The sequence below is a fragment of the Methylobacterium sp. PvP105 genome (assembly GCF_017876975.1).
Taxonomy (GTDB): Bacteria; Pseudomonadota; Alphaproteobacteria; order Rhizobiales; family Beijerinckiaceae; genus Methylobacterium; species Methylobacterium radiotolerans.
The window spans coordinates 3,821,356-3,844,721 of sequence record NZ_JAGIPA010000001.1; the positions used below are offsets into that span (position 1 = coordinate 3,821,356).

23 protein-coding genes are annotated in these 23,366 nt (G+C 72.7%); 9 read left to right on the plus strand and 14 right to left on the minus strand.

Features of this window, described 5'->3' with window-relative positions:
- Window positions 1-153 precede the first annotated feature (153 nt).
- On the plus strand, window positions 154-747 hold the full coding sequence (locus J3A75_RS18865; RefSeq protein ID WP_012319627.1) for a GNAT family N-acetyltransferase: 594 nt from the start codon (window positions 154-156) through the stop codon (window positions 745-747).
- A gap of 64 nt (window positions 748-811) precedes the next feature.
- Here the strand turns inward: J3A75_RS18865 and J3A75_RS18870 are convergent, their stop codons facing one another.
- On the minus strand, window positions 812-1,573 hold the full coding sequence (locus J3A75_RS18870) for a ComF family protein (RefSeq protein ID WP_012319628.1): 762 nt from the start codon (window positions 1,571-1,573) through the stop codon (window positions 812-814).
- Window positions 1,574-1,601: 28 nt separating this feature from the next.
- Window positions 1,602-1,847 carry a hypothetical protein gene (locus J3A75_RS18875; RefSeq protein WP_012319629.1) on the minus strand — a complete coding sequence of 82 codons (246 nt, stop codon included), beginning with the start codon at window positions 1,845-1,847 and terminating at the stop codon, window positions 1,602-1,604.
- A 149-nt stretch (window positions 1,848-1,996) separates the two neighbouring features.
- Here J3A75_RS18875 and J3A75_RS18880 point away from each other — a divergent pair, with 149 nt between their 5' ends.
- Both J3A75_RS18880 and J3A75_RS18885 read left to right on the plus strand, forming a co-directional pair.
- Entirely contained in the window at window positions 1,997-2,887 is an 891-nt protein-coding gene (locus tag J3A75_RS18880) for a methyltransferase domain-containing protein (RefSeq protein WP_029360596.1), read from the plus strand.
- A complete protein-coding gene (locus J3A75_RS18885; RefSeq protein WP_070999660.1) occupies window positions 2,884-3,246 on the plus strand; it encodes a DUF427 domain-containing protein in 363 nt (120 codons plus the stop codon). The genes J3A75_RS18880 and J3A75_RS18885 overlap by 4 nt, the downstream gene beginning before the upstream one ends.
- A 25-nt stretch (window positions 3,247-3,271) precedes the next feature.
- Here J3A75_RS18885 and J3A75_RS18890 read toward each other — a convergent pair whose 3' ends face one another.
- A complete protein-coding gene (locus J3A75_RS18890; protein WP_070999662.1) occupies window positions 3,272-4,783 on the minus strand; it encodes a DUF6880 family protein in 1,512 nt (503 codons plus the stop codon).
- 52 nt (window positions 4,784-4,835) lie between these two features.
- Entirely contained in the window at window positions 4,836-5,075 is a 240-nt protein-coding gene (locus J3A75_RS18895) for a hypothetical protein (RefSeq protein ID WP_012319633.1), read from the minus strand.
- A gap of 138 nt (window positions 5,076-5,213) precedes the next feature.
- Here J3A75_RS18895 and J3A75_RS18900 point away from each other — a divergent pair, with 138 nt between their 5' ends.
- Complete coding sequence (locus J3A75_RS18900; protein ID WP_053622117.1) at window positions 5,214-5,465, plus strand: hypothetical protein; 252 nt, start codon at window positions 5,214-5,216, stop codon at window positions 5,463-5,465.
- 6 nt (window positions 5,466-5,471) lie between these two features.
- Here the strand turns inward: J3A75_RS18900 and fabI are convergent, their stop codons facing one another.
- From fabI to fabA, 3 genes are all read right to left on the minus strand, one after another.
- A complete protein-coding gene (fabI, locus tag J3A75_RS18905) occupies window positions 5,472-6,302 on the minus strand; it encodes an enoyl-ACP reductase FabI (RefSeq protein ID WP_012319635.1) in 831 nt (276 codons plus the stop codon).
- 366 nt (window positions 6,303-6,668) lie between these two features.
- The gene (gene fabB / locus J3A75_RS18910) at window positions 6,669-7,895 is read right to left on the minus strand and encodes a beta-ketoacyl-ACP synthase I (RefSeq protein WP_012319637.1); all 1,227 of its coding nucleotides are present in this window, start codon (window positions 7,893-7,895) and stop codon (window positions 6,669-6,671) included.
- A 139-nt stretch (window positions 7,896-8,034) separates the two neighbouring features.
- Window positions 8,035-8,571 (minus strand): 3-hydroxyacyl-[acyl-carrier-protein] dehydratase FabA, encoded by a 537-nt coding sequence (gene fabA / locus J3A75_RS18915; RefSeq protein WP_012319638.1) that lies wholly within the window; start codon window positions 8,569-8,571, stop codon window positions 8,035-8,037.
- Window positions 8,572-8,786: 215 nt separating this feature from the next.
- On the opposite strand from fabA, the gene irr reads away from it, so the two are divergent.
- Window positions 8,787-9,302 carry a Fur family transcriptional regulator Irr gene (gene irr, locus J3A75_RS18920; protein ID WP_012319639.1) on the plus strand — a complete coding sequence of 172 codons (516 nt, stop codon included), beginning with the start codon at window positions 8,787-8,789 and terminating at the stop codon, window positions 9,300-9,302.
- A gap of 106 nt (window positions 9,303-9,408) precedes the next feature.
- Here the strand turns inward: irr and J3A75_RS18925 are convergent, their stop codons facing one another.
- Window positions 9,409-9,972 carry an SH3 domain-containing protein gene (locus tag J3A75_RS18925; protein ID WP_012319640.1) on the minus strand — a complete coding sequence of 188 codons (564 nt, stop codon included), beginning with the start codon at window positions 9,970-9,972 and terminating at the stop codon, window positions 9,409-9,411.
- Window positions 9,973-10,242: 270 nt separating this feature from the next.
- Between J3A75_RS18925 and J3A75_RS18930 the strand changes: the two genes are divergently transcribed.
- Window positions 10,243-11,241 (plus strand): 2-hydroxyacid dehydrogenase, encoded by a 999-nt coding sequence (locus J3A75_RS18930; RefSeq protein WP_012319641.1) that lies wholly within the window; start codon window positions 10,243-10,245, stop codon window positions 11,239-11,241.
- An 18-nt stretch (window positions 11,242-11,259) separates the two neighbouring features.
- Here J3A75_RS18930 and J3A75_RS18935 read toward each other — a convergent pair whose 3' ends face one another.
- The gene (locus J3A75_RS18935) at window positions 11,260-11,886 is read right to left on the minus strand and encodes a Crp/Fnr family transcriptional regulator (RefSeq protein WP_012319642.1); all 627 of its coding nucleotides are present in this window, start codon (window positions 11,884-11,886) and stop codon (window positions 11,260-11,262) included.
- A gap of 87 nt (window positions 11,887-11,973) precedes the next feature.
- Window positions 11,974-13,233, minus strand: coding sequence for a flavin monoamine oxidase family protein (locus tag J3A75_RS18940; RefSeq protein WP_245295974.1), 1,260 nt, complete (start codon window positions 13,231-13,233; stop codon window positions 11,974-11,976).
- Window positions 13,234-13,463: 230 nt separating this feature from the next.
- Here J3A75_RS18940 and J3A75_RS18945 point away from each other — a divergent pair, with 230 nt between their 5' ends.
- From J3A75_RS18945 to J3A75_RS18955, 3 genes are all read left to right on the plus strand, one after another.
- Window positions 13,464-14,165: a sulfate transporter family protein gene (locus J3A75_RS18945; protein WP_012319644.1), complete on the plus strand. Its 702-nt coding sequence runs from the start codon at window positions 13,464-13,466 to the stop codon at window positions 14,163-14,165.
- Between the two features lie 101 nt (window positions 14,166-14,266).
- Window positions 14,267-15,541, plus strand: coding sequence for an efflux RND transporter periplasmic adaptor subunit (locus J3A75_RS18950; protein ID WP_058606785.1), 1,275 nt, complete (start codon window positions 14,267-14,269; stop codon window positions 15,539-15,541).
- 357 nt (window positions 15,542-15,898) lie between these two features.
- Entirely contained in the window at window positions 15,899-18,781 is a 2,883-nt protein-coding gene (locus tag J3A75_RS18955; RefSeq protein ID WP_070999664.1) for an EAL domain-containing protein, read from the plus strand.
- Window positions 18,782-18,867: 86 nt separating this feature from the next.
- Here J3A75_RS18955 and J3A75_RS18960 read toward each other — a convergent pair whose 3' ends face one another.
- The 4 genes from J3A75_RS18960 to J3A75_RS18975 form a co-directional block, all read right to left on the minus strand.
- Complete coding sequence (locus J3A75_RS18960) at window positions 18,868-20,250, minus strand: class II 3-deoxy-7-phosphoheptulonate synthase (RefSeq protein ID WP_012319647.1); 1,383 nt, start codon at window positions 20,248-20,250, stop codon at window positions 18,868-18,870.
- Between the two features lie 127 nt (window positions 20,251-20,377).
- The gene (locus tag J3A75_RS18965; protein WP_012319648.1) at window positions 20,378-20,695 is read right to left on the minus strand and encodes an RNA polymerase sigma factor region1.1 domain-containing protein; all 318 of its coding nucleotides are present in this window, start codon (window positions 20,693-20,695) and stop codon (window positions 20,378-20,380) included.
- 55 nt (window positions 20,696-20,750) lie between these two features.
- Window positions 20,751-22,133: a glutathione-disulfide reductase gene (gor, locus tag J3A75_RS18970; protein ID WP_209650679.1), complete on the minus strand. Its 1,383-nt coding sequence runs from the start codon at window positions 22,131-22,133 to the stop codon at window positions 20,751-20,753.
- Complete coding sequence (locus J3A75_RS18975) at window positions 22,130-23,332, minus strand: O-antigen ligase family protein (protein WP_071000691.1); 1,203 nt, start codon at window positions 23,330-23,332, stop codon at window positions 22,130-22,132. Before J3A75_RS18975 ends, gor begins: the two co-directional genes overlap by 4 nt.
- Between the last annotated feature and the right edge of the window lie 34 nt (window positions 23,333-23,366).

The following is a 23,366-nucleotide window of genomic DNA, read 5'->3' on the forward strand; positions in this document are numbered from 1 at the left end:
TCCCGTCGGCCTGCGCATGGCAGGCACGCGGACGGCCGGCCCCGCACTCTGCTGCATTGCACAATGGATACGGGGATGCGACACCCCGGCGGTCTTCTGGGAGGAGCGTCCGGACCACTTCGCGCGACAGCGCGCACGAACCGGAGCTTCATCATGGCGGTACAAGCCCTCGATGGGCCGGCCCACACCATCCGGCGTCTCTGGCCGGCGGATCGCGCGGCGGTCCTCGACTACTTCCTGCGGCTTGATCCGGAGACCCGGGCGAGCCGCTTCATGGGTAATGTCAGCGAGGCCGGAGTCCGGGCCTATGCCGCGCAGGCATTGACCGCGGAGGGCGTGATGTACGGCGCCTTCGTGGGCGGCGTGCTGCGCGGTCTCGGTGAACTCCGGCCCATGGGCCCGGGCGCGTCCCGCTACGCCCTGGGGCCGCACGCGGAGGCGGCCTTCGCGGTCGAGCAGACCTTCCGCCGGCAGGGGATCGGCGCCGCCCTCTTCGCCCGGATCGCCCGCTCGGCGCGGCATCGCGGCGTCCAGGACCTCCACGTCCGCTGCCTGTCGGGCAACGGGCCGATGCTGCGACTCGCGGCCAAGCACGGGGCGGCCCTCCAGCACGAGGGTCGCGAGATCGAGGGCGCCCTGCACCTCGCGCGTCCGACGCCGTTCTCGCTCTGGTACGAGGGGATCGCGGAGGCGTTCGACTTCACCCTGGCGGCGAGCTTTCCGGAGCGGATGCAGGCCGGGCGCTGAGGCCGGGCGTCGCGGCCGGGCGAGGAGGCCGGTCGCCGGTGCCGGGCCCGCGGCGGCCGGCCCCTCAGCCGGCGGGGTCGCCGACGAGGGCGAAGGTCAGGAGGTCCACGGACGTCGCCCCGCCGCGCAGGAGCGCCCGTGCGGCCGCGTTGCCGGTGGCGCCGGTGGTCATGACGTCGTCGACGAGGAGAACCCGGCGTCCGCGGATGCGGTGCTGTTCGGCGGCCGTCACCCGGAAGGCACCGCTCAGGTTCTCGGCCCGCGCCGCGCGGCTCAGGCCGACCTGGGATCGCGTGGCGCGCACGCGCACCAGGGCGGTGGCGACGCACGGCCGTCCCGCCGAAGCGGCGATCGCCCGCGCGAGCAGGGCCGACTGGTTGAAGCGCCGCCGCCACAGGCGACCGCGATGGAGCGGCACCGGAACGAGGCACTCGGCCTCGGCGATCAGGGTCCGGCCGCTCGCGGCCATCATCCGCGCCATGACGCCGGCGAGATCGAGCCGGTCCTCGTATTTCAGGCGATGGACGATCCGTCGCGCCACGGCATCGTAGAGGGCGACCGCCCGGGCGCGGCCGAAGACCGGCGGTTCCGCGATCGCCCGGGGCGACACCAGCGGGCCGACCCCGAGATCGAGCGCGAAGGGCGTGCCGTAGCGCTGGCAGACCGGTTCCTCGATCAGGCGCAGGCTCGACCAGCACGACGGGCAGAAGGCGCCCGGATCGGCGGTGGCGCTGCCGCAGCCCGCGCAGGTGGGCGGGTAGACCAGAGAGACGACCCCGCGCGGCAGACCGCGCAGGGCCGTGGCGACGGCCTGGAGGGCCGTCATGCGCGCAACGCGCGACCGGAGTTCCCGCCTACTGGGCCGAGACGGGCCGCGCCTGCGGCGCCATCTGCTGCTGCTCGACCTGACGGTCGCGCGCGTTGGCGCGGTGGCGGCCGATGGCGCAGCCGGCCGCGGCGCCAACGAGGCCGTGATGGCCGGCGTAGTGACCCGCGATGCCGCCGACGATGGCGCCCTTGATGCAGCCCTTCGCCTCGGCGCCGCCCGCGGCCGCCAGGGTGGTGAGGGCCACGGCGGCCCCGACGAGCATGCGCTTCATGATGTGTGCTCCCTGAGGAATCTCGGCCGTTGGGCCGGTTGCAGCAGGAACAGCGACCCTCCCGAGTCGTTCCAGCAGCCTAGCGCAGCTCACGAGACCGTGCGCGGGGACGGTGGCGCGACGCGACCGCAGATGCCATCTGCCCGCTGATGGATGCTCCCGCCGCCCTGTTCGACACGCCCCTCGCCCGCCGCCGCCTCGCCCGTGCCGGGCGCCTCGGCTACCCGGGCTTCCTCCTCGACCGCCTCGCCGAGGATCTCGACGACCGGCTCGGCGCAGTCCTGCGCAGCTTCGGCTCGGTTCTCGACCTCGCCACGCCGCGTCCCGCGGCGACCCGGCTGCTCGCCGCGCGCTATCCGGCGGCGCGGCATGTCCGCCTCGCGGCCCTGCCCGAGCCGGGCGGCGACCTGGTCGTCGGAGATCCCGAGGCGCTGCCGCTGGCGCCCGGGAGCCTGGACCTCGCCGTGTCGCTGCTGGCCCTCCACGCCGTGAACGACCTGCCGGGCACGCTGATCCAGCTGCGCCGCGCCCTGCGGCCGGACGGGCTGTTCGTCGGATGCCTGCTCGGCGGCGCCACGCTGACAGAGCTGCGCCAGAGCTTCGCCCAGGCCGAGAGCGAGGTCGAGGGCGGGGTCAGTCCGCGCGTGGCCCCCTTCGCGGCGGTGCGCGAGGCCGGCGGACTGCTGCAGCGCGCGGGCTTCGCGCTCCCGGTGGCCGATACCGACACGCTGACCGTCCGCTACGCCGACCCGTTCGGCCTGATGCGCGACCTGCGGGCCATGGGCATGACCAACGTGCTCACCGAGCGGCGGCGGACGCCCCTGCGGCGGGCCACGCTCCTGCGCACGGCCGAGATCTACGCCGAACGGTTCGCGGACCCGGACGGCCGCGTGCGGGCGACCTTCGAGGTGCTGTGGCTCTCGGGCTGGGTGCCGCACGAGACCCAGCAGAAGCCCCTGCGGCCCGGGACCGCGAAGACGCGCCTCGCCGACGCGCTCGGGACCGTCGAGCTGAAGCCCGAAGGAGGGACCACGCCGTGAAGCGTCCCGGACCGGACCACCCGATCACCGTCGAGCCCGAGCCCCGCCGCGTCCGCGTCGTCGTGGCGGGCGTCGCGGTCGCCGAGACCCGGAACGCCCTGCGGCTGCAGGAGGCGCGGTATCCGCCGGTCTTCTACGTCCCGCGGAGCGACATCCGGGCCGAGCACTTCGTCGCCTCGACGCGCACGAGCCACTGCCCGTACAAGGGCGATGCCCACTATTACGATCTCGTCGTCGACGGGACCCGTCGTTCCGACGCGGTCTGGAGCTACGGGAACCCGTACCCGGCCGTCGCGGCGATCCGCGACCACGTGGCGTTCTATCCGGACCGGATCGACGCCATCGTGCTGGAGGACTGAGCCGCCCGCCCGGATCAGTCCCGGATCAGTCCCGGACCAGGCTCCAGAACCCGTGCTTGCGGCCGTGCGCCTGCCGCAGTGCCGCGCGGTAGGCCTGCGGATCCGGCTCGACGTCGCCGGCCGCGAGGCGTTGCGCCAGGGCGTCGAGTTCCGCGAGGTAGCGCGCCCCGTGCGGGTAGGCGGCGCTGCGGCCGGTCTCGAGGATGGAATCGAGGAGCCGGCGGTACAGGATCGTCGCGGCCCGGGGATGCTGCTGCGCCAGCGCCTCGGCGACCGGCGCCAGCACCGCGTACTGGTCGCCCTGCCAGATTGCGGGCCGCGCGACAACCAGCGCGGCCGCACGGCGCAGGTCCGGCCAACCCGCCAGGAAGGCGAGAGCCCGGTGCGGCTGCGGGAACGCCTCGGCGTGGTCGAGGGCGCGTTGGAGCGCCTCCTCGTCCTCGAAATCCGGAAGCTTGGCGAGGAAGGTGCGCAGCATCGGCGCGTCGAGCTCGCGCTCGAATCGCCCCCAGCGCAGGGCCTGCGCCTCGTCGCCCCGGCCGAGCGCGTCGAGGATCTCGATCTCCAGAGCCTGCCGCTCCCGTTCCGGTCCGCGCAGGTCGAAGCCGGCGATCAGGTCGGCCCGGGTCGCGATGCGCAGGCCCGGGTCCTGCATGCGCCGGATCCAGTCCAGCGCCTCGGCGGGGCGCCCGGCGTCGAGGAGCCGCCGGGCGATCGCGACGCGGTTCTCCCGCCCCGGCAGCATCAGGCCTTCCAGAGCGATGAAGGCGTCCGGGTCGCCGCGCCGGTCGGCGATGGTCTGCCGCAGGCGCAGGATCTGGATCCGGGCCGCCTGCCGGTGGTGCGTCGCCTCGCGCCTTGGATCCCCGCCCGGCGGGAGCGCCGCCGCGGCGGCGGCGAGCCGGTCGTCGATCTCGGCGAGGGCCGGCTCGGGCAGCCGCGGGATCATGTCGCCGAGGACGGTCCCGAGGGGCCCGAACGGATCCGCCGCGAACGGCTCGACGAGGCGCGCGGCCACCCCGGCGGCGTCCTCCGGCGGCAGGGAACCGGCGATCTCCACGAAGGCCGCGGAGGCGCGGTCGAACACCCCCTGCACGGCCCCGGTGCTGTCGTCCACGCGGTTCAGGACCGCGTCGGCGCCGTCGAGGAAGCGCCGGAGCCGGTCGAGCGCGGCCGCCGGATCGAGGGGACGCAGCTCGTTGAGGATCACCGTCACGGTCGTGTTGAGATCGGCCGCGAAGGTCCGGCGCTTCTGCCAGTCGATGTAGCCCTGGGCGCCCTCGAGGGCCGTCAGGCGCCGATCGACGATCGCCGCGACGGCCTCGGGGCCCTGGAGCGAGGCGAGCGCGGCGCTCACCAGCTTCTTGAAGGCCGGGTTACGCCCGGTCTCGCCGAGGATCAGCGCGATCAGCCGGTCTGGCCCGAGGGCCGCCAGCGTCTCCGGCGACGGGGTCGTCCGGCGCGCGCCCTTCGGCAGAGCGGGCGCCCTGCGGCCGGCCTGCGCCTCGGCCGGGGTCACGCGCCGCGCGCGCGCCACGCCGATCCCCGTCGTTGCCCCGGATCCCGCATCTCCGTCCCGCCCGCCGCGACTACTCCACGACCCGCGCGGTGGGCCGATCGCTGCCCTGCGCGGTCTCGTCGTGCCAGCCGCCGGCCTGATCCTGGTAGCGGATCCCCTCGGTCGAGCCGGGGACCTGCTGCTCCGCCGCCGCGGCCTGCGCCGCCTGCAGCGCCTCCTCGCGGCTCGGGAAGGTCTCGGAGAACACGTCGCCGACCTTGTAGGCGAAGCCGCCGTCGTGCTCGACGATGCGATAGGTAACCTCGGACATCACGCCTCCTGTACGCGCCGGTCATCGTTGTGCGCGAACCCGCCGGACGCGCCGCGGTTCCAGGCGACGGGGTCTCGGCCTCCGATCTGCCGGAAAGTGGACCTAACCCGGCGCGGTCCCGGCACGCAGACGTTGACGATGCAGCTTCGCCCGATCCTCGCCCTCGCCCTTCTCCTCGTCGCCCGTCCCGCGAGCGCCGAGGAAGGCTTCCTCGACAAGCTGTTCGGTGGCTCCGGGCGCGGGGCTCCGCCCAACCCCTTCGCGTCGAACTACCCGTCCGCGCCGCCGACGCCCGAGGAGGCGCGCGCCGCGCGGGAGCGGCGGGCAGTCCGCGGCGAGCGCGGCGTCCCGGCCGGTCCCCTGCCCCCGGCGCGCATTCCGGAGGAGTGAGGCGCCTCAGGCGTCGCCGACGACGCCGGCCGCGTCCTGCGCCTGCAGCACGTCCGGGCGCGGCATCGAGATGATGTTGTAGCCGGCATCCACGAAGTGGACCTCGCCGGTGACGCCGCCCGAGAGCGGCGACAGCAGGTAGAGAGCCGACCCGCCGACGTCCTCCAGGCTCACCGTGCGCCGCAGCGGCGCGTGCGCCCGCTGGTGATTGAACATCAGCCGCGCGTCGGCGATCCCGGCGCCCGCCAGGGTCCGCATCGGGCCGGCGGAGAGCGCGTTGACCCGGATCCCGTCCGGGCCCAGGTCGCTCGCCAGGTAGCGCACCGAGGCCTCGAGCGCCGCCTTGGCGACGCCCATGACGTTGTAGTTCGGCATGACCCGGGTGGCGCCGCCGTAGGTCAGGGTCAGCAGCGACCCGCCCTGGTTCATCCGCTTGGCCGCGCGCTGCGCGATCTCGGTGAACGAGAAGCACGAGATCGTCATCGTGCGCACGAAGTTCTCGCGCGTCGTCACGTCGACGTAGCGCCCCTTGAGCTGCGCCTTGTCGGAGAAACCGATGGCGTGGACCACGAAGTCGAGACCGCCGTCGAACCGCGCGTCGAGGGCCTCGAAGGTCGCGTCGACGGAGGCGAGATCCTCGACGTCGCAGGGCACCACGATGTCCGAATCGAGCTTGGCGGCGAGCGGCGTCACCCGTCGGCCCAGCGCCTCGCCCTGATAGGTGAAAGCCAGTCGCGCGCCCTGGGCGTGCAGCGCCTTGGCGATCCCCCAGGCGATCGAGTGATCGTTCGCGACGCCCATGATCAGGCCGCGCTTGCCTGCCATCAAACCCGTCATGCCGACTCACATCCTGACCGAGCACGCCGGACCCGCGGAGCGGGCCCGGACCGCGGTCGCGACGAGCGAACCGCGGCAGGCTGCCTTAACGCGGCTCGCGCCGCGATCCAAACGCGGCGGCGGTTGGCGGCGGGCAAAAAAAACCCCGCCGGCGGGCGGGGCGTCGATGGCGCTGCGGCCGGGCTCAGAAATGCCCGTCCGTGTGGGTATCCGCTTCTTCCAGCACGACCTGCTTGGCGTAGATCGCGGCGACGCCGGCAATCATAAGGCCGCCCAGCGTTCCGAAGATGAAAGTCCCCATCGCCACCACCAGATCTCAACAGCGGGTAAACGCCGGCCCGAGGCCGGCGGTTCCGCGTGGGGCGATCAGGCGTCGACGTGCTTCAGGACGAGGGTGGCGTTGGTGCCGCCGAATCCGAAGGAATTGGTCAGCACGTGGCCGAGCTGCGCGTTGTCGCGGCGCTGCTGCAGGATCGGCATGTCGGCGAAGGCCGGATCGAGGGTGTCGATGTGCGCGCTCTCGCAGATGAAGCCGTTGTTCATCATCAGCAGGCTGTAGATCGCCTCCTGCACGCCGGTGGCGCCCAGCGAATGGCCGGTCAGCGACTTCGTGGCCGAGATCGGCGGGCAATCCTCGCCGCGGCCGAACACCTCGCGGATCGCCTCGATCTCCTTGTCGTCGCCGACCGGGGTCGAGGTGGCGTGCGGGTTGATGTAGTCGATCCGCGCGCCCTTCAGACCGTCCAGCGCCTGGCGCATGCAGCGCACGGCGCCCTCGCCCGACGGCGCGACCATGTCGTGCCCGTCCGAGGTGGCGCCGTAGCCCGCGACCTCGCCGTAGATCCGGGCGCCGCGCGCCTTGGCGTGCTCCAGCTCCTCGAGGACCAGCACGCCCGCGCCGCCCGCGATGACGAAGCCGTCGCGGTTGGCGTCGTAGGCGCGGGAGGCCCGGGACGGTGTGTCGTTGTACTTCGACGACATGGCGCCCATGGCGTCGAACAGCACCGAGAGGGTCCAGTCGAGATCCTCGCAGCCGCCCGCGAAGATGATGTCCTGCCGGCCGCCCTGGATGATCTCGGCGGCGTTGCCGATGCAGTGGTTCGAGGTCGCGCAGGCGGAGGAGATTGAGTAGTTCACGCCGCGGATCTTGAACCACGTCGCCAGCGTCGCCGACGCGGTCGACGACATCGCCTTCGGCACGGCGAACGGCCCGATCCGCTTGGGACCCTTGTCCCGCGCGATGGCGGCGGCCTCGACGATCACGCGGGTCGAGGGGCCGCCCGAGCCCATGATGATGCCGGTGCGCTCGTTCGAGACGTCGCCCTGCTCCAGGCCGGCATCCTGGATCGCCTGATCCATGGCGACGTGATTCCAGGCGGTGCCGCCGCCGTGGAAGCGCATCGCGCGCCGGTCCACCACGCCCTCCGGATCGAGAGTGGGGGCGCCGGAGACCTGGCTGCGGAAGCCGTGCTCGGCGTAGCTGGCGTCGCGCGCGATGCCCGAGCGGGCCTCGCGCAGGGAGGCGAGCACCTCCTGCGTGTTGTTGCCGATGGACGAGACGATGCCCATCCCGGTGATGACGACACGGCGCATGATGGTGACACTACCTCCGTCGCGGTCCCGGTCGCCCGGGCCGCGTCACGGTCAGCTAAGGTGACGCGGACACAATCTCAACCGCCGAGAACGTCCGGCGTTGCGGCCGAGCCGCGAGCCGGGCGCGCGGCGACGCGGCTCAACTCTGGAACAGGCCGACCCGCATGTCTTGGACCTGATAGACGCGCTCGCCGTCCGCCTCGAGCCAGCCGTCGCCGATGCCGAGCACGAGCTTGCCCTGACGGACCCGCTTCACGTCGACGTTGTAGACGACCTTCTTGATCGTCGGCAGCACCTGGCCGGCGAGCTTCACCTCGCCCACGCCGAGGGCGCGGCCGCGGCCCGGCGAGCCGAGCCAGCCGAGATGGAAGCCCAGCATCTGCCACAGGGCGTCGAGCCCCAGGCAACCCGGCATGACCGGATCGCCCTGAAAATGGCAGGGGAAGAACCAGAGGTCCGGCCGGATATCGAGCTCGGCCGTCACGTGCCCCTTGCCGTGGGCGCCGCCCTCGGTCCCGATGGACGTGATCCGGTCGAACATCAGCATCGGCGGCAGCGGCAATTGCGCGTTGCCGGGTCCGAAGAGTTCGCCGCGCCCGCAGGCCAGAAGATCCTCGTAGGAATAGTGCGACCGGCGGTTCGCACCCTGCGCTTGTGTCTCGGCGTCTGGCGGCATTGCGTTGGCTGTTTCCTCGGATGAGCGCGATCTTCGCGTCGCGGGCGACTATACTCGGCCCGTCGGCTGGCGCGCGGGTTAGCACGGGGCGCCGCGCCTTCAAAGCCTGCAGCCGCGGGCCTGCGGCGACGCTCGGGTTGCGACTGTCCGACCACTTCAATATACTGAGGAGACATCCGTTCCTTCAGGCCCCTCGTCGAGCGTTCAGTCCAGCGATGTCCGAACCGGTGCCATTCCAGGCCGTCTTCAACGGCCGGGTCCCCGCTCCCCAGTTGGAGGCCAACGGGACTCCGCGCCGCGGCTGCCCGCTGTCCGACCTGCGCGACCGCCTGCGTCGGGCCGGCCTGCGGCCGACGCGGCAGCGCCTGTCGCTGGGCTGGCTGCTCTTCGGTCGCGGCGACCGCCACCTGACGGCGGAGATGCTCTACGACGAGGCGATGCGCGCCAAGGTGCCGGTGTCGCTGGCGACGGTCTACAACACCCTGCACCAGTTCACCGAGGCGGGGCTCCTGCGCCAGCTCGCGCTCGACGGGTCGAAGGCCTATTTCGACACGAACCCGACCGAGCACCACCACTTCTACCTGGAGGACGAGAGCCAGGTGATCGACATGCCGGATTGCGGCATCACGGTCGATTCGCTGCCCGAGGCGCCCGAGGGCATGGAGATCGCCGGTGTCGAGGTGATCGTGCGCCTGCGCCGCAGCCGTCCGGCGGGCCGCCGCCAGGGCTGAGGCTCGGATCCAACCCTCTTCGGAGACGACGCGAGGCCCGGCATTGTCCGGGCCTTCGCTTTTGGGCGACTCCGGAGAGCGCGTACCGCCGCACGGCGGCGCCCGGCTACTCCACGACCTCGTTCGGGTAGACGCCCCACAGGCGATTCTGGCGGATGTAGCCGTCGACGTCCCGCTTGTTCGGGAGAGCGACGATCATGCGGCACCACGTGCCGGTGCAGCTCTTGACGCTGCCGATCACGCCCGTCTGGAGCTTGGCCTCGTCGTCGGCGCCGTCATCGGCCTTGGCCCGCAGCGACACGGCCGCCTTCTCGGCTCCCTTGTCGGGGCCGGCGTTGACGATAGCGGTGCGGCGTCCGGACAGGAGCGAGTGCAGCACCCAGCCCTCGGTGCCCTCCGAATCGCGGATCCGGCGCCAGGTCTCGAACTCGCCCACGATCTCGACCGGGAGACCGGCCCGCTGGAACACCCAGAGGGTCCGGTGATCCTTCGAGGGGCCTTCGCGGAGGTTGACGCGATCGGTCTTCAGGCTCGCGTAGCGCGGCAGCGGCAGCTTGGTCACCGGCCCGACCCCGGCCTCGGGGCCGGCGGGCGGCGCCGCGCGGGCACCGGTCGCGAGGCCGCCGACCAGCACCGCCGCGACGGCGAGGCTGAGGCGTGACACGCGCATGGTCGTCTCCCTATCCAGACGTGGTGTTGGTGGGCGCCGGACATGTCGAAAGCGGGGCCGGTTCGACGCGCGGACCGGTCCGCATCCGATTGTGTTCCGGCCCACCTCTGGTAGAGAGGCCGATGGGTCGGAACAGGCTCCGGAACCGGCGCCCCGTGACCGATCCTGTCTGGCCGAGTTCGGTTAACGGACGCTTGCGGGAAGCGGTCCGGGCGGGAGCCGCCGGGCGCGAGCCGCGATCAGGGCCGCGGGGCTGACGGGGAGAGAGACGTGTCGAAGCGCAAGCCGCTGGTGGTCGTGACGCGGCGCCTGCCGGATGCCGTCGAGACGCGGATGCGCGAGCTGTTCGACGTCCGGCTCAATTCCGAGGACGCGCCGATGGCGCCGGACGCCATGGCGTCGGCCCTGCGCGAGGCCGACGTGCTCGTCCCCACCGTGACCGACGAGATCGATGCCGGGCTGATCGCCCAGGCCGGCCCGAACCTCCGCCTCATCGCCAATTTCGGCAACGGCGTCGATCACATCGACGTGGCGGCGGCGCTGGAGCGCGGCATCACGGTCACCAACACGCCCGGCGTGCTGACCGAGGACACCGCCGACATGACGATGGCGCTGATCCTCGCGGTGGCCCGCCGGGTCACCGAGGGCGCGCGGATCATCCCGGACGACGAGTGGACCACCGGCTGGTCGCCGACCTGGATGCTCGGCCGGCGCATCACCGGCAAGCGCCTCGGCATCGTGGGCATGGGCCGCATCGGCCAGGCGCTGGCCAAGCGCGCCCGCGCCTTCGGCCTGCAGGTGCACTACCACAACCGCCGCCGGGTGCCGGCCGCCATCGAGAGTGCGCTGGACGCGACCTACTGGGAATCCCTCGACCAGATGCTGGCGCGCGTCGACATCGTGTCGGTGAACTGCCCGCACACGCCCGCGACGTACCATCTCCTCTCGGCGCGGCGCCTCAAGCTGCTCAAGCCCGAGGCGGTCGTGGTCAACACCGCCCGCGGCGAGGTGATCGACGAGAACGCCCTGGCGCGCCTCATCGAGGGCGGCGAGATCTCGGCGGCCGGCCTCGACGTGTTCGAGCAGGAGCCCGCCGTCAGCCCCCGGCTCGTCAAGCTCGCCCGCCAGGGCAAGGTCGTCCTCCTGCCCCACATGGGCTCGGCGACCTACGAGAGCCGCACCGACATGGGCGAGAAGGTCATCATCAACATCAAGACCTTCATGGACGGCCACCGGCCGCCGGACCGCATCCTGCCGAGCATGCTCTGAGCCCTGGGCGGCGGCGCCTCACAGCGCGTCGCCGGCCACCGCCTGGGGCTTGGACATGCCCTGCACCCCCTGGAAGAGGCGCTCGCTGGTCAGCTTGAGGAAGTAGAACCCGAATTCCGGGTTCTGGTAGTAGAGCTGCTTCACGTCGGAGTAGGACACGCACAGCGCGTGGCCCGCCTCGACGCAGACCAGCGAGGCGGTGCGGGCGTTGCCCGGTGACAGGAGCCCGAGCTCGCCCACGATACCGCCCTGGCGCACCTCGAGATCGACCTCCGGGATCCGGAACACGCCGCTCTCGATGTAGTACATCTCGGTGGCGAGATCCCCCTTGCGGAACACCACCTCGCCGATGCCGAACGGGCGTCTCGAGCCGAAGGGCCGCAGCCACTCGAGGGACAGGTCGTTGTCGGCGGCCGTCTCCACGTCGCGGACGAGGCGCAGCATCTGCCAGAGCCGGTAGGCGTTGAACGGCATCTGGATCAGCTCGGTGAGCACCACCGGCATGCTGCCGATCATGATGCCGTAGGTGATCACGGCGCAGCTCGCGCAGAGCGAGATGATCCGCAGCGGAATCATCGTGCTCATGGCCGTCGCCGAGATGGTCAGCGCCGTCCCGAGATAGCCGATGCCCTCGACCCAATCCATCGCCGCCCCCTGTCGCGTTTCGGCCGGGGGATGCCCGTCTTGTCCGGCTGCGGCAAGCGCCCCGGCCGCTTCCGGGGCCTGCCCATCTCAGCCTGTGCCCGCCCGGATACGCTCCCGGGCGCCGTCCGGTACGATGGCGGACACGGCCTCGGCGGCCCGGACGCCCTCCTCGTAGGCGCCGCCGACCGTGCCCCACTGCTCGCGGGACAGGGCCTCGCCGGCGAACCAGACGGTGTCGGCGACGGAGGCGCGGAGGGCCTTTCGCGCCGGTGCGTGGCCCGGCGGGACCACGGCCCACGAGCCGCGCGACCATCGGTCGTGGCGCCACGCGCTCACCGCCGGGATCGTCAGGTCGCGCAGCCGCGCCCGGCCGAAATGCTCGGTCAGGACCGCGCGGACGTGGCGGCGCACGCCGTCCGCGCCGGACCCGGCGGCATCGATCGCCGCGGCCTCGTGCAGGTCGAGCTCGTAATAGTGGAACGGCGTGTCGTCGATGCGGGTGAGGAGCCCCGGCGGGGCGCGCCGTCCGCCGTGGATCGCCGCCAGCCGGTCGCGGCCGCGGAACGGGCTCGACGGCCAGTGCAGCACAGCGTGCTCGTAGATGCCGGTGGTGAAGCCGTCGATGGCGGCGCGGACCGCGTTCGGCAGCGGCGGCGTGAAGGCCGGCCCGTCCCGGAGCACCATCATCGGCACCGTCACGATGACCGCGCGGGCGGCGTACACGGTCCCGTCCGCGCCGGTCGCGCGGACGCGGCCACCCGACCAGTCGATCCGCGTCACCGGGGTCGCGAGCGCCACCGGCAGGCCGTCCGCCAAGCGGGCGATGTAGCTGCCGTAACCGTCGGCCAGGAAGTAGTTGTCGCCGTATTCCAGGCTGGGGAAATCGTGGAGCGAGACCTCCGCCAGCGGCCGGCCCGAGACGAGACCGTGCACCTGCGCGACCCGCTCGCCCCAGGCGCCGAGCCCGGGCGGCAGGGCGCTGGAGGCCGGCCGGTCCGGGCCGGGCCGCGCGGCGCCGCGGGTCATGGCGCGGTCCGCGCGGTCGAAGGCGCGCCCGTTGGCCCGGACATCGTCGGCGCGGCCGGGCCGGCCCCCGACCCAGACGTGGCTCTCCTGCGCGGCCCGCCGGAGCCTCTCGCCGCGCGCGCGGCCGAGCGCCACGAGGGGATTGATCGGTCCGGCATGGAGCCAGTGGGCGCCGAGATCGAGGGCGTGGCCGCGTAGGGAGACCGTCAGGGCGCGACCGCCGACGCGGTCCCGCGCCTCCAGCACCGCGACGGACACACCCCGGGCCGCGAGAGTCCGGGCCGCCCCGATGCCGGCGGCGCCGGCGCCGATCACCAGCACCTCCGGGTGCTCGGGCAGCGGCGCGAGGCGCGGCCTGTAGGCCGGCTGGACGACCGGGTCGACCCACCGGCGATCGGACGCCCGGGGCGCCGAGACCTGTCCTGTCGTGTCCTGCACGCGCGCTCCCCGCACCCTGACGCCCCCGCGACGGATCCCGATCTTGCACCGGTCGCCGCACCGCTCCACAACGCGCCGGCGCCGCTTCCGGCGCAGGCCGGAATCCTCGCCCGATGCTCGTCGAGTCCGCCGCGGCGGCTTTGCGCCAGACCTTCTCGCCGCCGCTGCGCGCGATCCTGTGGAAATCCCTCGGCCTGACGGTCGGGCTCCTGCTCCTGATCTGGCTCGGCCTGACCCGGCTGATCCAGGCGTTCCAGGCGAGCCACCACATCTCCGCCCAGTACCCGATCCTCGACAGCCTCGCCTACTACCTGGCGGGTTTCGGTCTCGTCGTGGCCCTCGCCTACCTGATGCCGGCGGTCTCGATCCTGGTGGCGGGCTTCTTCCTGGACGACGCGGCCGAGATCGTCGAGCGCACCGATTTCCCGAACGAGCCGCCCGGACGCGCCATGCCGTTCGGAACGGCCATGCTCTACGCCCTGCGCTTCGCCGGCGTGACGCTGCTGGTGAACCTCGCGGCCCTGGTGATCTTCTTCATCCCGGTGATCGGGATCGCCGCCTTCTTCGCGGCCAACGCCTACCTGCTGTCCCGCGAGTATTTCGAGATGGCGGCGGCCCGGTTCCGCCCCCTCCCGGAGGCCGCCGAGATGCGCCGCGCCTTCTCGATCCGGACGCTCGGCGCCGGGTGCCTGCTGGCCGGCCTGATGATCGTTCCGATCCTCAACCTGCTGACGCCCCTCTTCGGGATCGCCCTGATGGTCCACCTGCACAAGCGCCTCAGCCGGCGCCTGCTGGTGGCCGGTCCGGGGCGCTAGGCCGGCGCGCCGATGCGGCCAATCCACACGCTGGCCGTCCGGGCCGCCGACCGCTACCTTCACCGTGACCCGGCCGGATGTCCGGGGCGGAGAGCCGATCGATGAAGGCGCACGACGCGGGCGCGGACGTCCCTCCGCCGCCCGGCAAGGCCCCGTTCCTGCTGGTCGGCCTCGCCGGACTCGGCCTGCTCGCCTGGGGGGCCTACGGCCACTGGCAGCGCGACGCGGCGGCGACCGCGACTCTGGAGCGGATCAAGACCCTCGTGCCCCAGGTGCGCACCGTGGCGGTCGAGCGCGCCGAGGGCCCCCTCGATCTCGTACTTCCGGGCGAGATGCAGGCCTTCACAACGGCGGCGATCGCCGCGCGCGCGACCGGCTACGTCGCCGAACGCCGGGTCGATATCGGGTCGCGGGTGAAGGCGGGCGATCTCCTCCTGCGCATCGCCGCCCCGGATCTCGACCAGCAGCTCGCCCAGGCCGAGGCGCAGGTCGGCCAGCTGAAGGCGCAGCTGCTCCAGGCGCGGGCGCAGGTCGAGCAGGCCCGCGCCAACGTCAACCTCGCCAACCTCACCAACAACCGCACGAGCACGCTGGCCGTCCAGGGCTGGGCCTCGCGGCAGAATGCCGACAACACCCAGGCGGGCGTGCTCAGCCAGGCCGCGGCGCTCGCCGCCGCCGAGGCCGGCGTGAAGGTCGCGACCGCCAACATCAAGGCGCAGGAGGCCGTGGTCGACCGCCTGAAGGCACTTACCGCCTTCGAGCGGGTCGTGGCGCCGTTCGACGGCGTCGTGACGGTGCGCAACGTCGATGTCGGCGATCTCGTGCGCGCCGACAACGGCGGCACGCCGCTCCTGAGCATGGATCAGGACAGCCTGCTGCGCATCACCGTCAACGTGCCGCAGAAGGACGCCGTCGGCGTCGAGCCCGGTGTCCGGGCCGAGATCACCGTGCCGCAGATGCCGGGGCGGCGCTTCGACGGCTTCGTGGAGCGCAGCTCCGTCGCGCTGAACGCGGCGTCGCGCACGCTGACCACCCAGGTGGATGTCCCCAACGCCGATCGGGCGCTGCGGGCCGGGCTCTACGCCTACGTCACCCTCAAGATCCCGCGGGCCGAGCCCGGCGTGACGATCCCCGCCGAGGCGACGGTGTTCAGCGGCAACGACCTCAGGGTCGCTACCCTAACCGACGACGACCGGGTGACGTGGCGGACGATCCGCGTGCGGCGCGATCTCGGGCGCACGCTGGAGCTGGAATCTGGGCTGCCCGCCGAGACCCGGATCATCTACAGCCCCGCCCCGGACCTGCGCGACGGCCAGTCCGTCGAACCCCTGAAACCGTCGCCCGCGCCCGGGCCGCTCCGCTCGGCTCAGCGGTGAACGCCGGACTGATCCGCGCGTGCGCGTCCGCGGATACGGCCTCCGGCGCGGCGGATACCGTTCGATACGCCGGTGTCGAGGCGGCGACATGGGCATCACGGCAAGCGGCCCGTCCGAATCCGCTGCTGAACTGCGCGCCAATCAAGATGAAAACTTGAGCTCGGCCGACAGGATCCGCCCAGCGGCAGAAACGCGGTGCCGCAGATCTCCGCGATCGCGCGGTCGACTGGGCGGAATCTGCCGATTGCTGTGCGCCAGGCGTGCGCGACTGATCTGAGATCGCGAGGCCGCCGGCTAATTGCCTCTTAACAGGTGTCATTTATCGCTGGCCGGACGTGTGACCCAGCGACCGGTGCGATGCGAGACCCCGAGACGCCGACGGATTGCGGAGACCGAGCAGGGCGTTCTCGCGCGGCCGCGACGCTGACGGGCCGCGTCACGACGATCCGCGCCGCGGTCGGCGTCGCATTCCTCTGTGTCGCCCTCCTCCTGGGCGCGCTCGCGCTCTCGACCGGCTTGGCGATCTTGCAGGTGGGCGGGCTCGCCACGCGGACCTACGACGAGTCCCTGACGTCGATCAGCTTCGCCCGCGCGGCGGCGGCCGACTTCGCCAAGATGCGCACGACCCTCATCCGGCGGATGCAGGCCCGCGACGGTGCCGAGGTGGCGAAGCGGGATTCGGAGATCACCGATCTCTCGGCGGTTCTGGCCGAGGATCTCGTCATCGCGGCCGAGCGTGCCCAGTCCGAGCGGGCGGCGCGGACGGCCCAGGCGGTCCAGGCCGGCGTGGCTTCCTGGGAGAGCCTGCGCCGCGAGCTCGACCCCGTGACGGTGCGGCCGGATCAGGCGGCGGCCCTCGAACAGCAGGCCGACGCCGTCGAGGGCCAGATCGATCTCCTGATCAACGTCATGGCCGGCGACGGCTTCACCTTCAGGCAGGCGGCGCGGCAGCGGGTGGTGGGCGCGATCCGATGGCACGCCGCCGCGGTCGCCCTCGTGATCCTTGCCTGCGGGCTGATCGCCTGGCTGCTCACCCGCCGCATCAGCGGATCGGTGAGCGCGGCGGCCGAGGCGGCCGAACGGATCGCGGGCGGTCAGCTCGACGATCGGATCCCCACCGGCGGTCGCGACGGACTGAGCAGGCTGCTGGATGCCGTCGCGGCGATGCGGTCGACCATCCGGGCGCTGACGCTGCGCGAGGTCAGCCAGCGCCGGGTCGCCGAGGCGCTCGTGACGGACGCGCTGCAGACGTCGCGGGAAGGCGTGGTGGTGGTCGATGCCGACGGCCGGATCGCCCTGGCGAACGCGCAGGCCCTCCGCTTCTTCGTTGGGCTCGATGCCGCCATCGAGGCCGGTCTGTCCCTGACGCGGATTGCGGACCAGCCACGGGACAAGCACCGGGAGGTGCTGGACGATTGCTTCAGGGCCCTGGCCCGGGACGGAGACATCCGATTGGCCGACGGCCGCTGGCTGCGGGTGAGCCGCAGCGCCACCCGGCAGGGCGGCTTCATCGCGGTGTGCAGCGACATCAGCGTCCTCAAGGAGCAGGAGCGCCGCCTCACCCAGACCAACCTGCGCCTCGACGCGGCCCTCGACACCATGTCCCAGGGGCTCTGCCTCTACGACGGGCAGAGCCGGCTGATGGTGGTCAACCGGCGCTACAGCGAGATCTACGGCCTGCCGCCCGGCGCGGTCGTGCCCGGCATGACCGCGCTCGAGGTCCTGAGCGCCAGCCTAGCGGCCGGCAACCACCCCGGCTGCGATCTCGAGGCCCTGCTGCGGCAGCAGCGGGACGCCTTCAGCAACGGCGCGTGGCAGACGCATTTCCAGGAACTGAGCAACGGTCGCATCGTCGCCATCGACCGTCGCGAGGCCGCCGATGGCGGTTTCGTGGCCACCTACGAGGACGTCACCGAGCGCCGCCGGGCCGAGGCCCGCATCGCCTTCATGGCGCATCACGACATGCTGACCGGGCTGCCCAACCGGGTGGTGGTGGGTCAGCAGATCGACGTGGCCGTGGCCCAGGCCGGGCGCGACCAGGGCTTCGCGGTCTTCGCCATCGACCTCGACGACTTCCGGCCGGTCAACGAGACCCTCGGCCACGGCATCGGCGACGAGCTGCTCGTCGCGGTCGCCAACCGGCTCACCGCCTGCGTGCGCGAGATCGACTGCGTCGCCCGCCTGGGGGCCGACGAGTTCATCGTGGTCCAGCGCGGCGTCGACCGGCCCGAGGACGCCGCCATCCTCGCCCGGCGCATCATCGAGGTCGTCGGCGCGCCCTACAGCCTCACGCACCACACGATCAGCGTCGGGCTCACCATCGGCATCACCCTCGCCCCCAGCGACGGGTCGAACGCGGACAAGCTCCTGAAGAACGCCGAGGTCGCCCTCGATCGGGGCAAGACCGAGGCGCGCGGCGCCTTCCGCTTCTTCGAGCCGGCGATGGATGCCCGCCTCATGGCGCGGCGAATCATGGAGCGCGACCTGCGCGACGCCCTCGCCCGGGAGGCGTTCGAGGTCTACTACCAGCCGATCTACAGCCTCGAGACGGACCGGATCTGCGGCTTCGAGGCGCTGCTGCGCTGGAACCACCCGGTCCGCGGCTTCGTCTCGCCGGCCGAGTTCATCCCGATCGCCGAGGAGCTCGGGCTGATCGTGCCGCTCGGCGAGTGGGTGCTGCGCCGCGCCTGCGAGGAGGCCGCCCGCTGGCCGGACGAGCTCAAGGTCGCGGTCAACGTCTCGGCGGTGCAGTTCACCTCGGCGAGCCTCGTCACCGCCGTGCGCGAGGCGCTGCGGCGCACCGGCCTGCCGGGCCGGCGCCTGGAGCTGGAGATCACCGAGACGGTGCTGGTGGCCAATCCCGGCGCCACGACGGCGATCCTCCACAGCCTCCGCGCGCTGGGCGTGCGCGTGGCGATGGACGATTTCGGGACCGGCTACTCGTCGCTCAGCTACCTGCGCTCGTTCCCCTTCGACAAGATCAAGATCGACCAGTCCTTCGTGCGCGACCTGTGCGTGAAGGACGGGACCGACTTCATCGTGCGGGCGGTGATCGGCCTCGGCGCCAGCCTCGGCATGACGACGACCGCCGAGGGCGTCGAGACGGAGGCGCAGCTCGCGCACCTGCGCGCCGAGGGCTGCGACGAGGTCCAGGGCTACCTGTTCAGCCGCCCCGTCCCCGTGTCGGAGGTCGCGTCGGTCATCCGCCGCTGGAACGGCGCGCTCCGGGCGATCGCCTGAACGCCGCGGCGTCCGGCGGCGCGCGCCGCCCCGCTAAGGGCAGCGCGCGCCGATGGCCGGCCGGACGCGCGGTCCGGTGATCCGCCCTACTCGGCGGCGTCGAGGCGCGGGCGCTCCACGTGGCTGCGCTCGGCCTTCACCAGCTCGGCCGTGCGGAACGCCACCTCCAGCGCCTGCTCCGCGTTGAGGCGCGGGTCGCAGTAGGTGTGGTAGCGGTCCTGCAGGTCGTCGGCGGTCAGGGCCCGGGCGCCGCCCGTGCACTCGGTCACGTCCTTGCCGGTCATCTCCAGGTGGATGCCGCCCGCGAAGGTACCCTCGGCCCGGTGGACGCCGAAGAAGCCCTCGATCTCCTGCATGACCCGCTCGAACGGCCGGGTCTTGTAGCGGCCGGCCGGGATCGTGTTGCCGTGCATCGGATCGCAGATCCACACGACCGAGCGGCCTTCCCGCTCGACCGCCCGGATCAGCGCCGGCAGGTGGTCGCCGACCTTGTCGGCGCCGAAGCGGCAGATCAGGCTGAGGCGCCCCGGCTCGTTCTCCGGGTTGAGCAGGTCGATGAGCCGGATCAGGCCCTCCGCCTTCATGGACGGGCCGCACTTCAGGCCGATCGGGTTCTTGATGCCGCGGGCGTACTCGACGTGGGCGTGGTCCGGCTGCCGGGTCCGGTCGCCGATCCACAGCATGTGGCCGGAGGTGGCGTACCAGTCGCCGGTCGTCGAATCGACGCGGGTCAGCGCCTCCTCGTAGCCGAGCAGCAGGGCCTCGTGGCTGGTGTAGAAGTCGGTGGTCCGCACTTCCGGATGCGTCTCCGGGTTGATACCGATCGCCCGCATGAAGTCGAGGGCGTCGGTCATGCGGCCGGCCACGTCCTGGTAGCGCGAGGATTGCGGCGAATCCTTCACGAACCCCAGCATCCAGCGATGCGCGTTCTCGAGGTTCGCGTAACCGCCGGTGGCGAAGGCGCGCAGCAGGTTCAGCGTCGCGGCCGACTGGCGGTAGGCCTCGAGCTGCCGGCGGGGATCCGGGACCCGCGCCTCCTCCGAGAAGCCGATGCCGTTGACGATGTCGCCGCGGTAGCTCGGCAGGCTCACGCCGTCGAGAGTCTCGGTGGGCGACGAGCGCGGCTTGGCGAACTGCCCGGCGATGCGCCCGACCTTCACCACCGGCGAGCCGCCCGCGAAGGTCAGCACCATCGCCATCTGCAGGAACACCCGGAAGAAGTCGCGGATGTTGTCGGCGGAGTGCTCGTCGAAGCTCTCCGCGCAGTCGCCGCCCTGGAGCAGGAAGGCCTGGCCCGCGGCGACGCGCGCGAGCGCGGCCTTCAGCTTGCGGGCCTCACCGGCGAAAACGAGCGGCGGAAAGCTCGCGATCTGCGACTCGACGGCACCCAGGGCGGCGGCGTCCGGATAGGCCGGGACCTGCTCGATCGGCAGATGCCTCCAGCTCTTCGGTGTCCAACGCTCGCCCATGACCTCTCTCCGCGCACCCCTTCGTGCGATCGCGCCCTACGCGCGAAGCGCGGCTTATAGAGAGGTTCCCGCGGACATGCGAGTGCCGCGAGAGGGGGGCAGGCGCGTCCCGGAGTCGGGTCTCGCGTCAGGCCTCGCCGTCCTCGACCTCGATCCCGTGCTCGGCCAGGATCCAGAAGATCGCCTCCAGGTCCTCGGCCGAGACGTCCCGGGGCGGCAAGGCCTCCTCCAGGTCGTCGTAGGTCAGGTTGCGGCTGCGCTGCGCCTCCGCCTTGGCGAGGAGACGGTCGATCGCCTGCCGGATGTCCGGCGAGAGCGCCTCGTGGCTCGGCGGCCGGTGGAAGGCCGGCCGCAGGGCGTCCTCCAGCAGGCCGTCGATGACCGCCTGCCGCCGCGCGTGCGCGTCGTCCTCGCGTCGTCCCTTGCCGGTGCCCTGCTTGCCCATGCCCCTGATATGGCTCGGTCGCGCACCGCGTCGAGGCCCCGGCCGCGCGGAGGTCTCAGCCGACGCCGACCGGGTGCTTGGTGACTTCCGGGACCCGCATGGTCACGAGCTCCTCGGCGGCGGTCGGATGGACCGCGATGGTCCGGTCGAAATCCGCCTTCGTGGCGCCCATGGTCACGGCGATCCCCACCGCCTGGATGACTTCTCCGGCGTCGTGGCCGAAGATGTGGACGCCCACCACCCGGTCGCTGGCGCAGTCGACCAGCACCTTCATGAGGATCCGCTCCTCGCGGCCGGACAGGGTCGCCTTCATCGGGCGGAAGCGCGCCTTGTAGACGTCGATCTTGCCGTAGATCTCGCGGGCGGCCGCCTCGTTGTGGCCGACGACGCCGATCTCGGGGGTCGAGAACACCGCGGTCGGGATCAGGCGATGATCGACGCAGGCGGGCTTGCCGCCGTAGACCGTGTCGGCGAAGGCGTGGCCCTCGCGGATCGCCACCGGCGTGAGGTTGGCGCGGTTGGTCACATCGCCCACCGCGTAGATCGAGGGAACTCGGGTCTGCGAGAAGGCGTCAACCGGGATCGCGCCGGCGGCGTCGGTCGCGATGCCGACGCGGTCGAGGCCGAGGCCCTCGACGTTCGGCCGCCGGCCCGTCGCGACGAGCACCTGATCCACCAGGATGTCGCTGCCGTCGTCGAGCTGCGCGCACAGCCCGCCGTCCCGGCGCTCGACGCGCCGCAGCGTGCGACCGAGCCGCAGGTCCATTCGCTGGCCGTAGGCCTCGGCCAGGGCGTCGCGGATCTCGTCGTCGAACCCGCGCAGCAGCCTGTCGCCCCGGTGCAGCAGCGTCGTGCGGCTGCCGAGCGCCGCGAAGACGCCGGCGAATTCCACCGCGATGTAGCCGCCGCCGATCACCAGGATCCGCTCCGGCAGGCTCTCCAGCTCGAACACCTCGTTCGAGGTGATCGCCAGGTCGATCCCCGGCACCGCCGGCTCCTTCACGGGATGCGCGCCGACCGCCACCAGGATCCGCTCGGCGCGGACCGTGCGGCCGGACGCCACGAGGCGGACCGTGTGGGGATCCTCGATCACCGCCCGCTCGGGCACGATCTCGACGCCGGCGCGGATCAGGTTGGCGTCGTAGATGCCCTCGAGCCGGGTCACCTCCGCGTCGCACCGCGTCTTGAGGGTGCCCCAGTCGAAGCGGGGCTTCTCCACGGTCCAGCCGAAGCCCGCGGCGTCCTCGAACTCGTCGGCGAAGCGGCCGGCATAGACCATCAGCTTCTTCGGCACGCAGCCGCGGATCACGCAGGTGCCGCCCACCCGGTACTCCTCGGCCAGCATCACCCGCGCGCCGTACCCGGCCGCGATCCGCGCCGCGCGGACACCACCGGACCCGCCGCCGATGACGAAGAGGTCGACGTCGAACGCGCTCATGCCGGACCGTCCCGCTCGGATCTCTCGCGCGCGCCGGCCGGAGAGGCCGCGCGCATCCAGGTGATGGCAGCGCCGAGCCCCGCCGTCCACCACGCCGCCCAGCCGTTGTGCTCGACGAAGGCGATCGCCGCCGCGCAGGCCAGGAGGCCGAGGGCCGCGGCGCGGTCCGGCCGCGGCAGCGGCGCGATCCGCGCGAGCAGCAGCAGCAGCGTCAGGGCCGCGAGGATCGCGCCGGGCAGGCCGAGCTCGGCCCAGACCTGCAGGAAGCTGTTGTGCGGGTGCCCGACCCCGAGGAGGACGCGCATCTCCGGCGGCACCGTTCGGGCGACCGGCGTCTCGGCGAAGTGCGCGCTCGTGCCGACGCCCGCGCCGCGCCAGGGATCGGCCGCCACCGCGGCCCCGAAGCTGCGCGCGATCGCGACCCGGGCCCGGGACGAGGACTGGACGAGGCGCTCGTGGGCGGCTTCCGGCATGGCGCGGGCGAGGAGGTCGCCCTCGACCGGAGCGAGCGCCACGGCGAGACCGAGACCGAGGCCGGCGAGTCCCAGGCCGACCCGCGGGGGCAGGAGCCGCGCCAGGGTGGCCGTCGCGGCACCCGCCAGGAGGCCGAGCTGGGCGGCGCCGCTGATCGAGCGGAGCACGCCGAGGCCCGCGAAGGCGAGCGTCGCGGCGGCGAGCCCGCGGGCGCGGCCCTTCCAGAGCACGAGTGCCAGCGGGCCGGCCACGAGGTCGAGGGTCAGGGCCGGCCGGTTGTGCACGAAGGCGGCGACCCGGCGCCCGAGCGCCCGCTCCAGGACGAGATCGGCGGCGAGATCCGCCGCGATCAGGAGTCCCGACAGCCCGATCGCGATCGCGCCGAGCCGCGGCGCGAAGGCCGGGATCCGCCCGGGCGCCAGGCAGGCCAGCAGGTAGGCGGCGAGCAGCGTCGGGAGGAACTCGCCCAGCACCCGCAGGGAGACGACCGGGAACGGGCTCCAGGCCAGGGAGACCAGCGCCCAGGCCAGGAAGGCGAGCGCCGCGCCGGCGAGCGGCGTCCGCAGCGGGGACAGCAGCGCGCCGCGCAGGGCGGACGCGTCCTCCGCCCAGCGTCCGGCCAGGAAGGCGAGCGCCGCCAGGCCGACGACCAGCGGGCTCGACCGGTTGGCGAGCACCATGGCGAGCGGCGTGGCCGCGAGCAGCGCGCCGCCCGCCGCGTACATGCGGCCGGCCGCGTTCACGGACGGTCTCTCACGG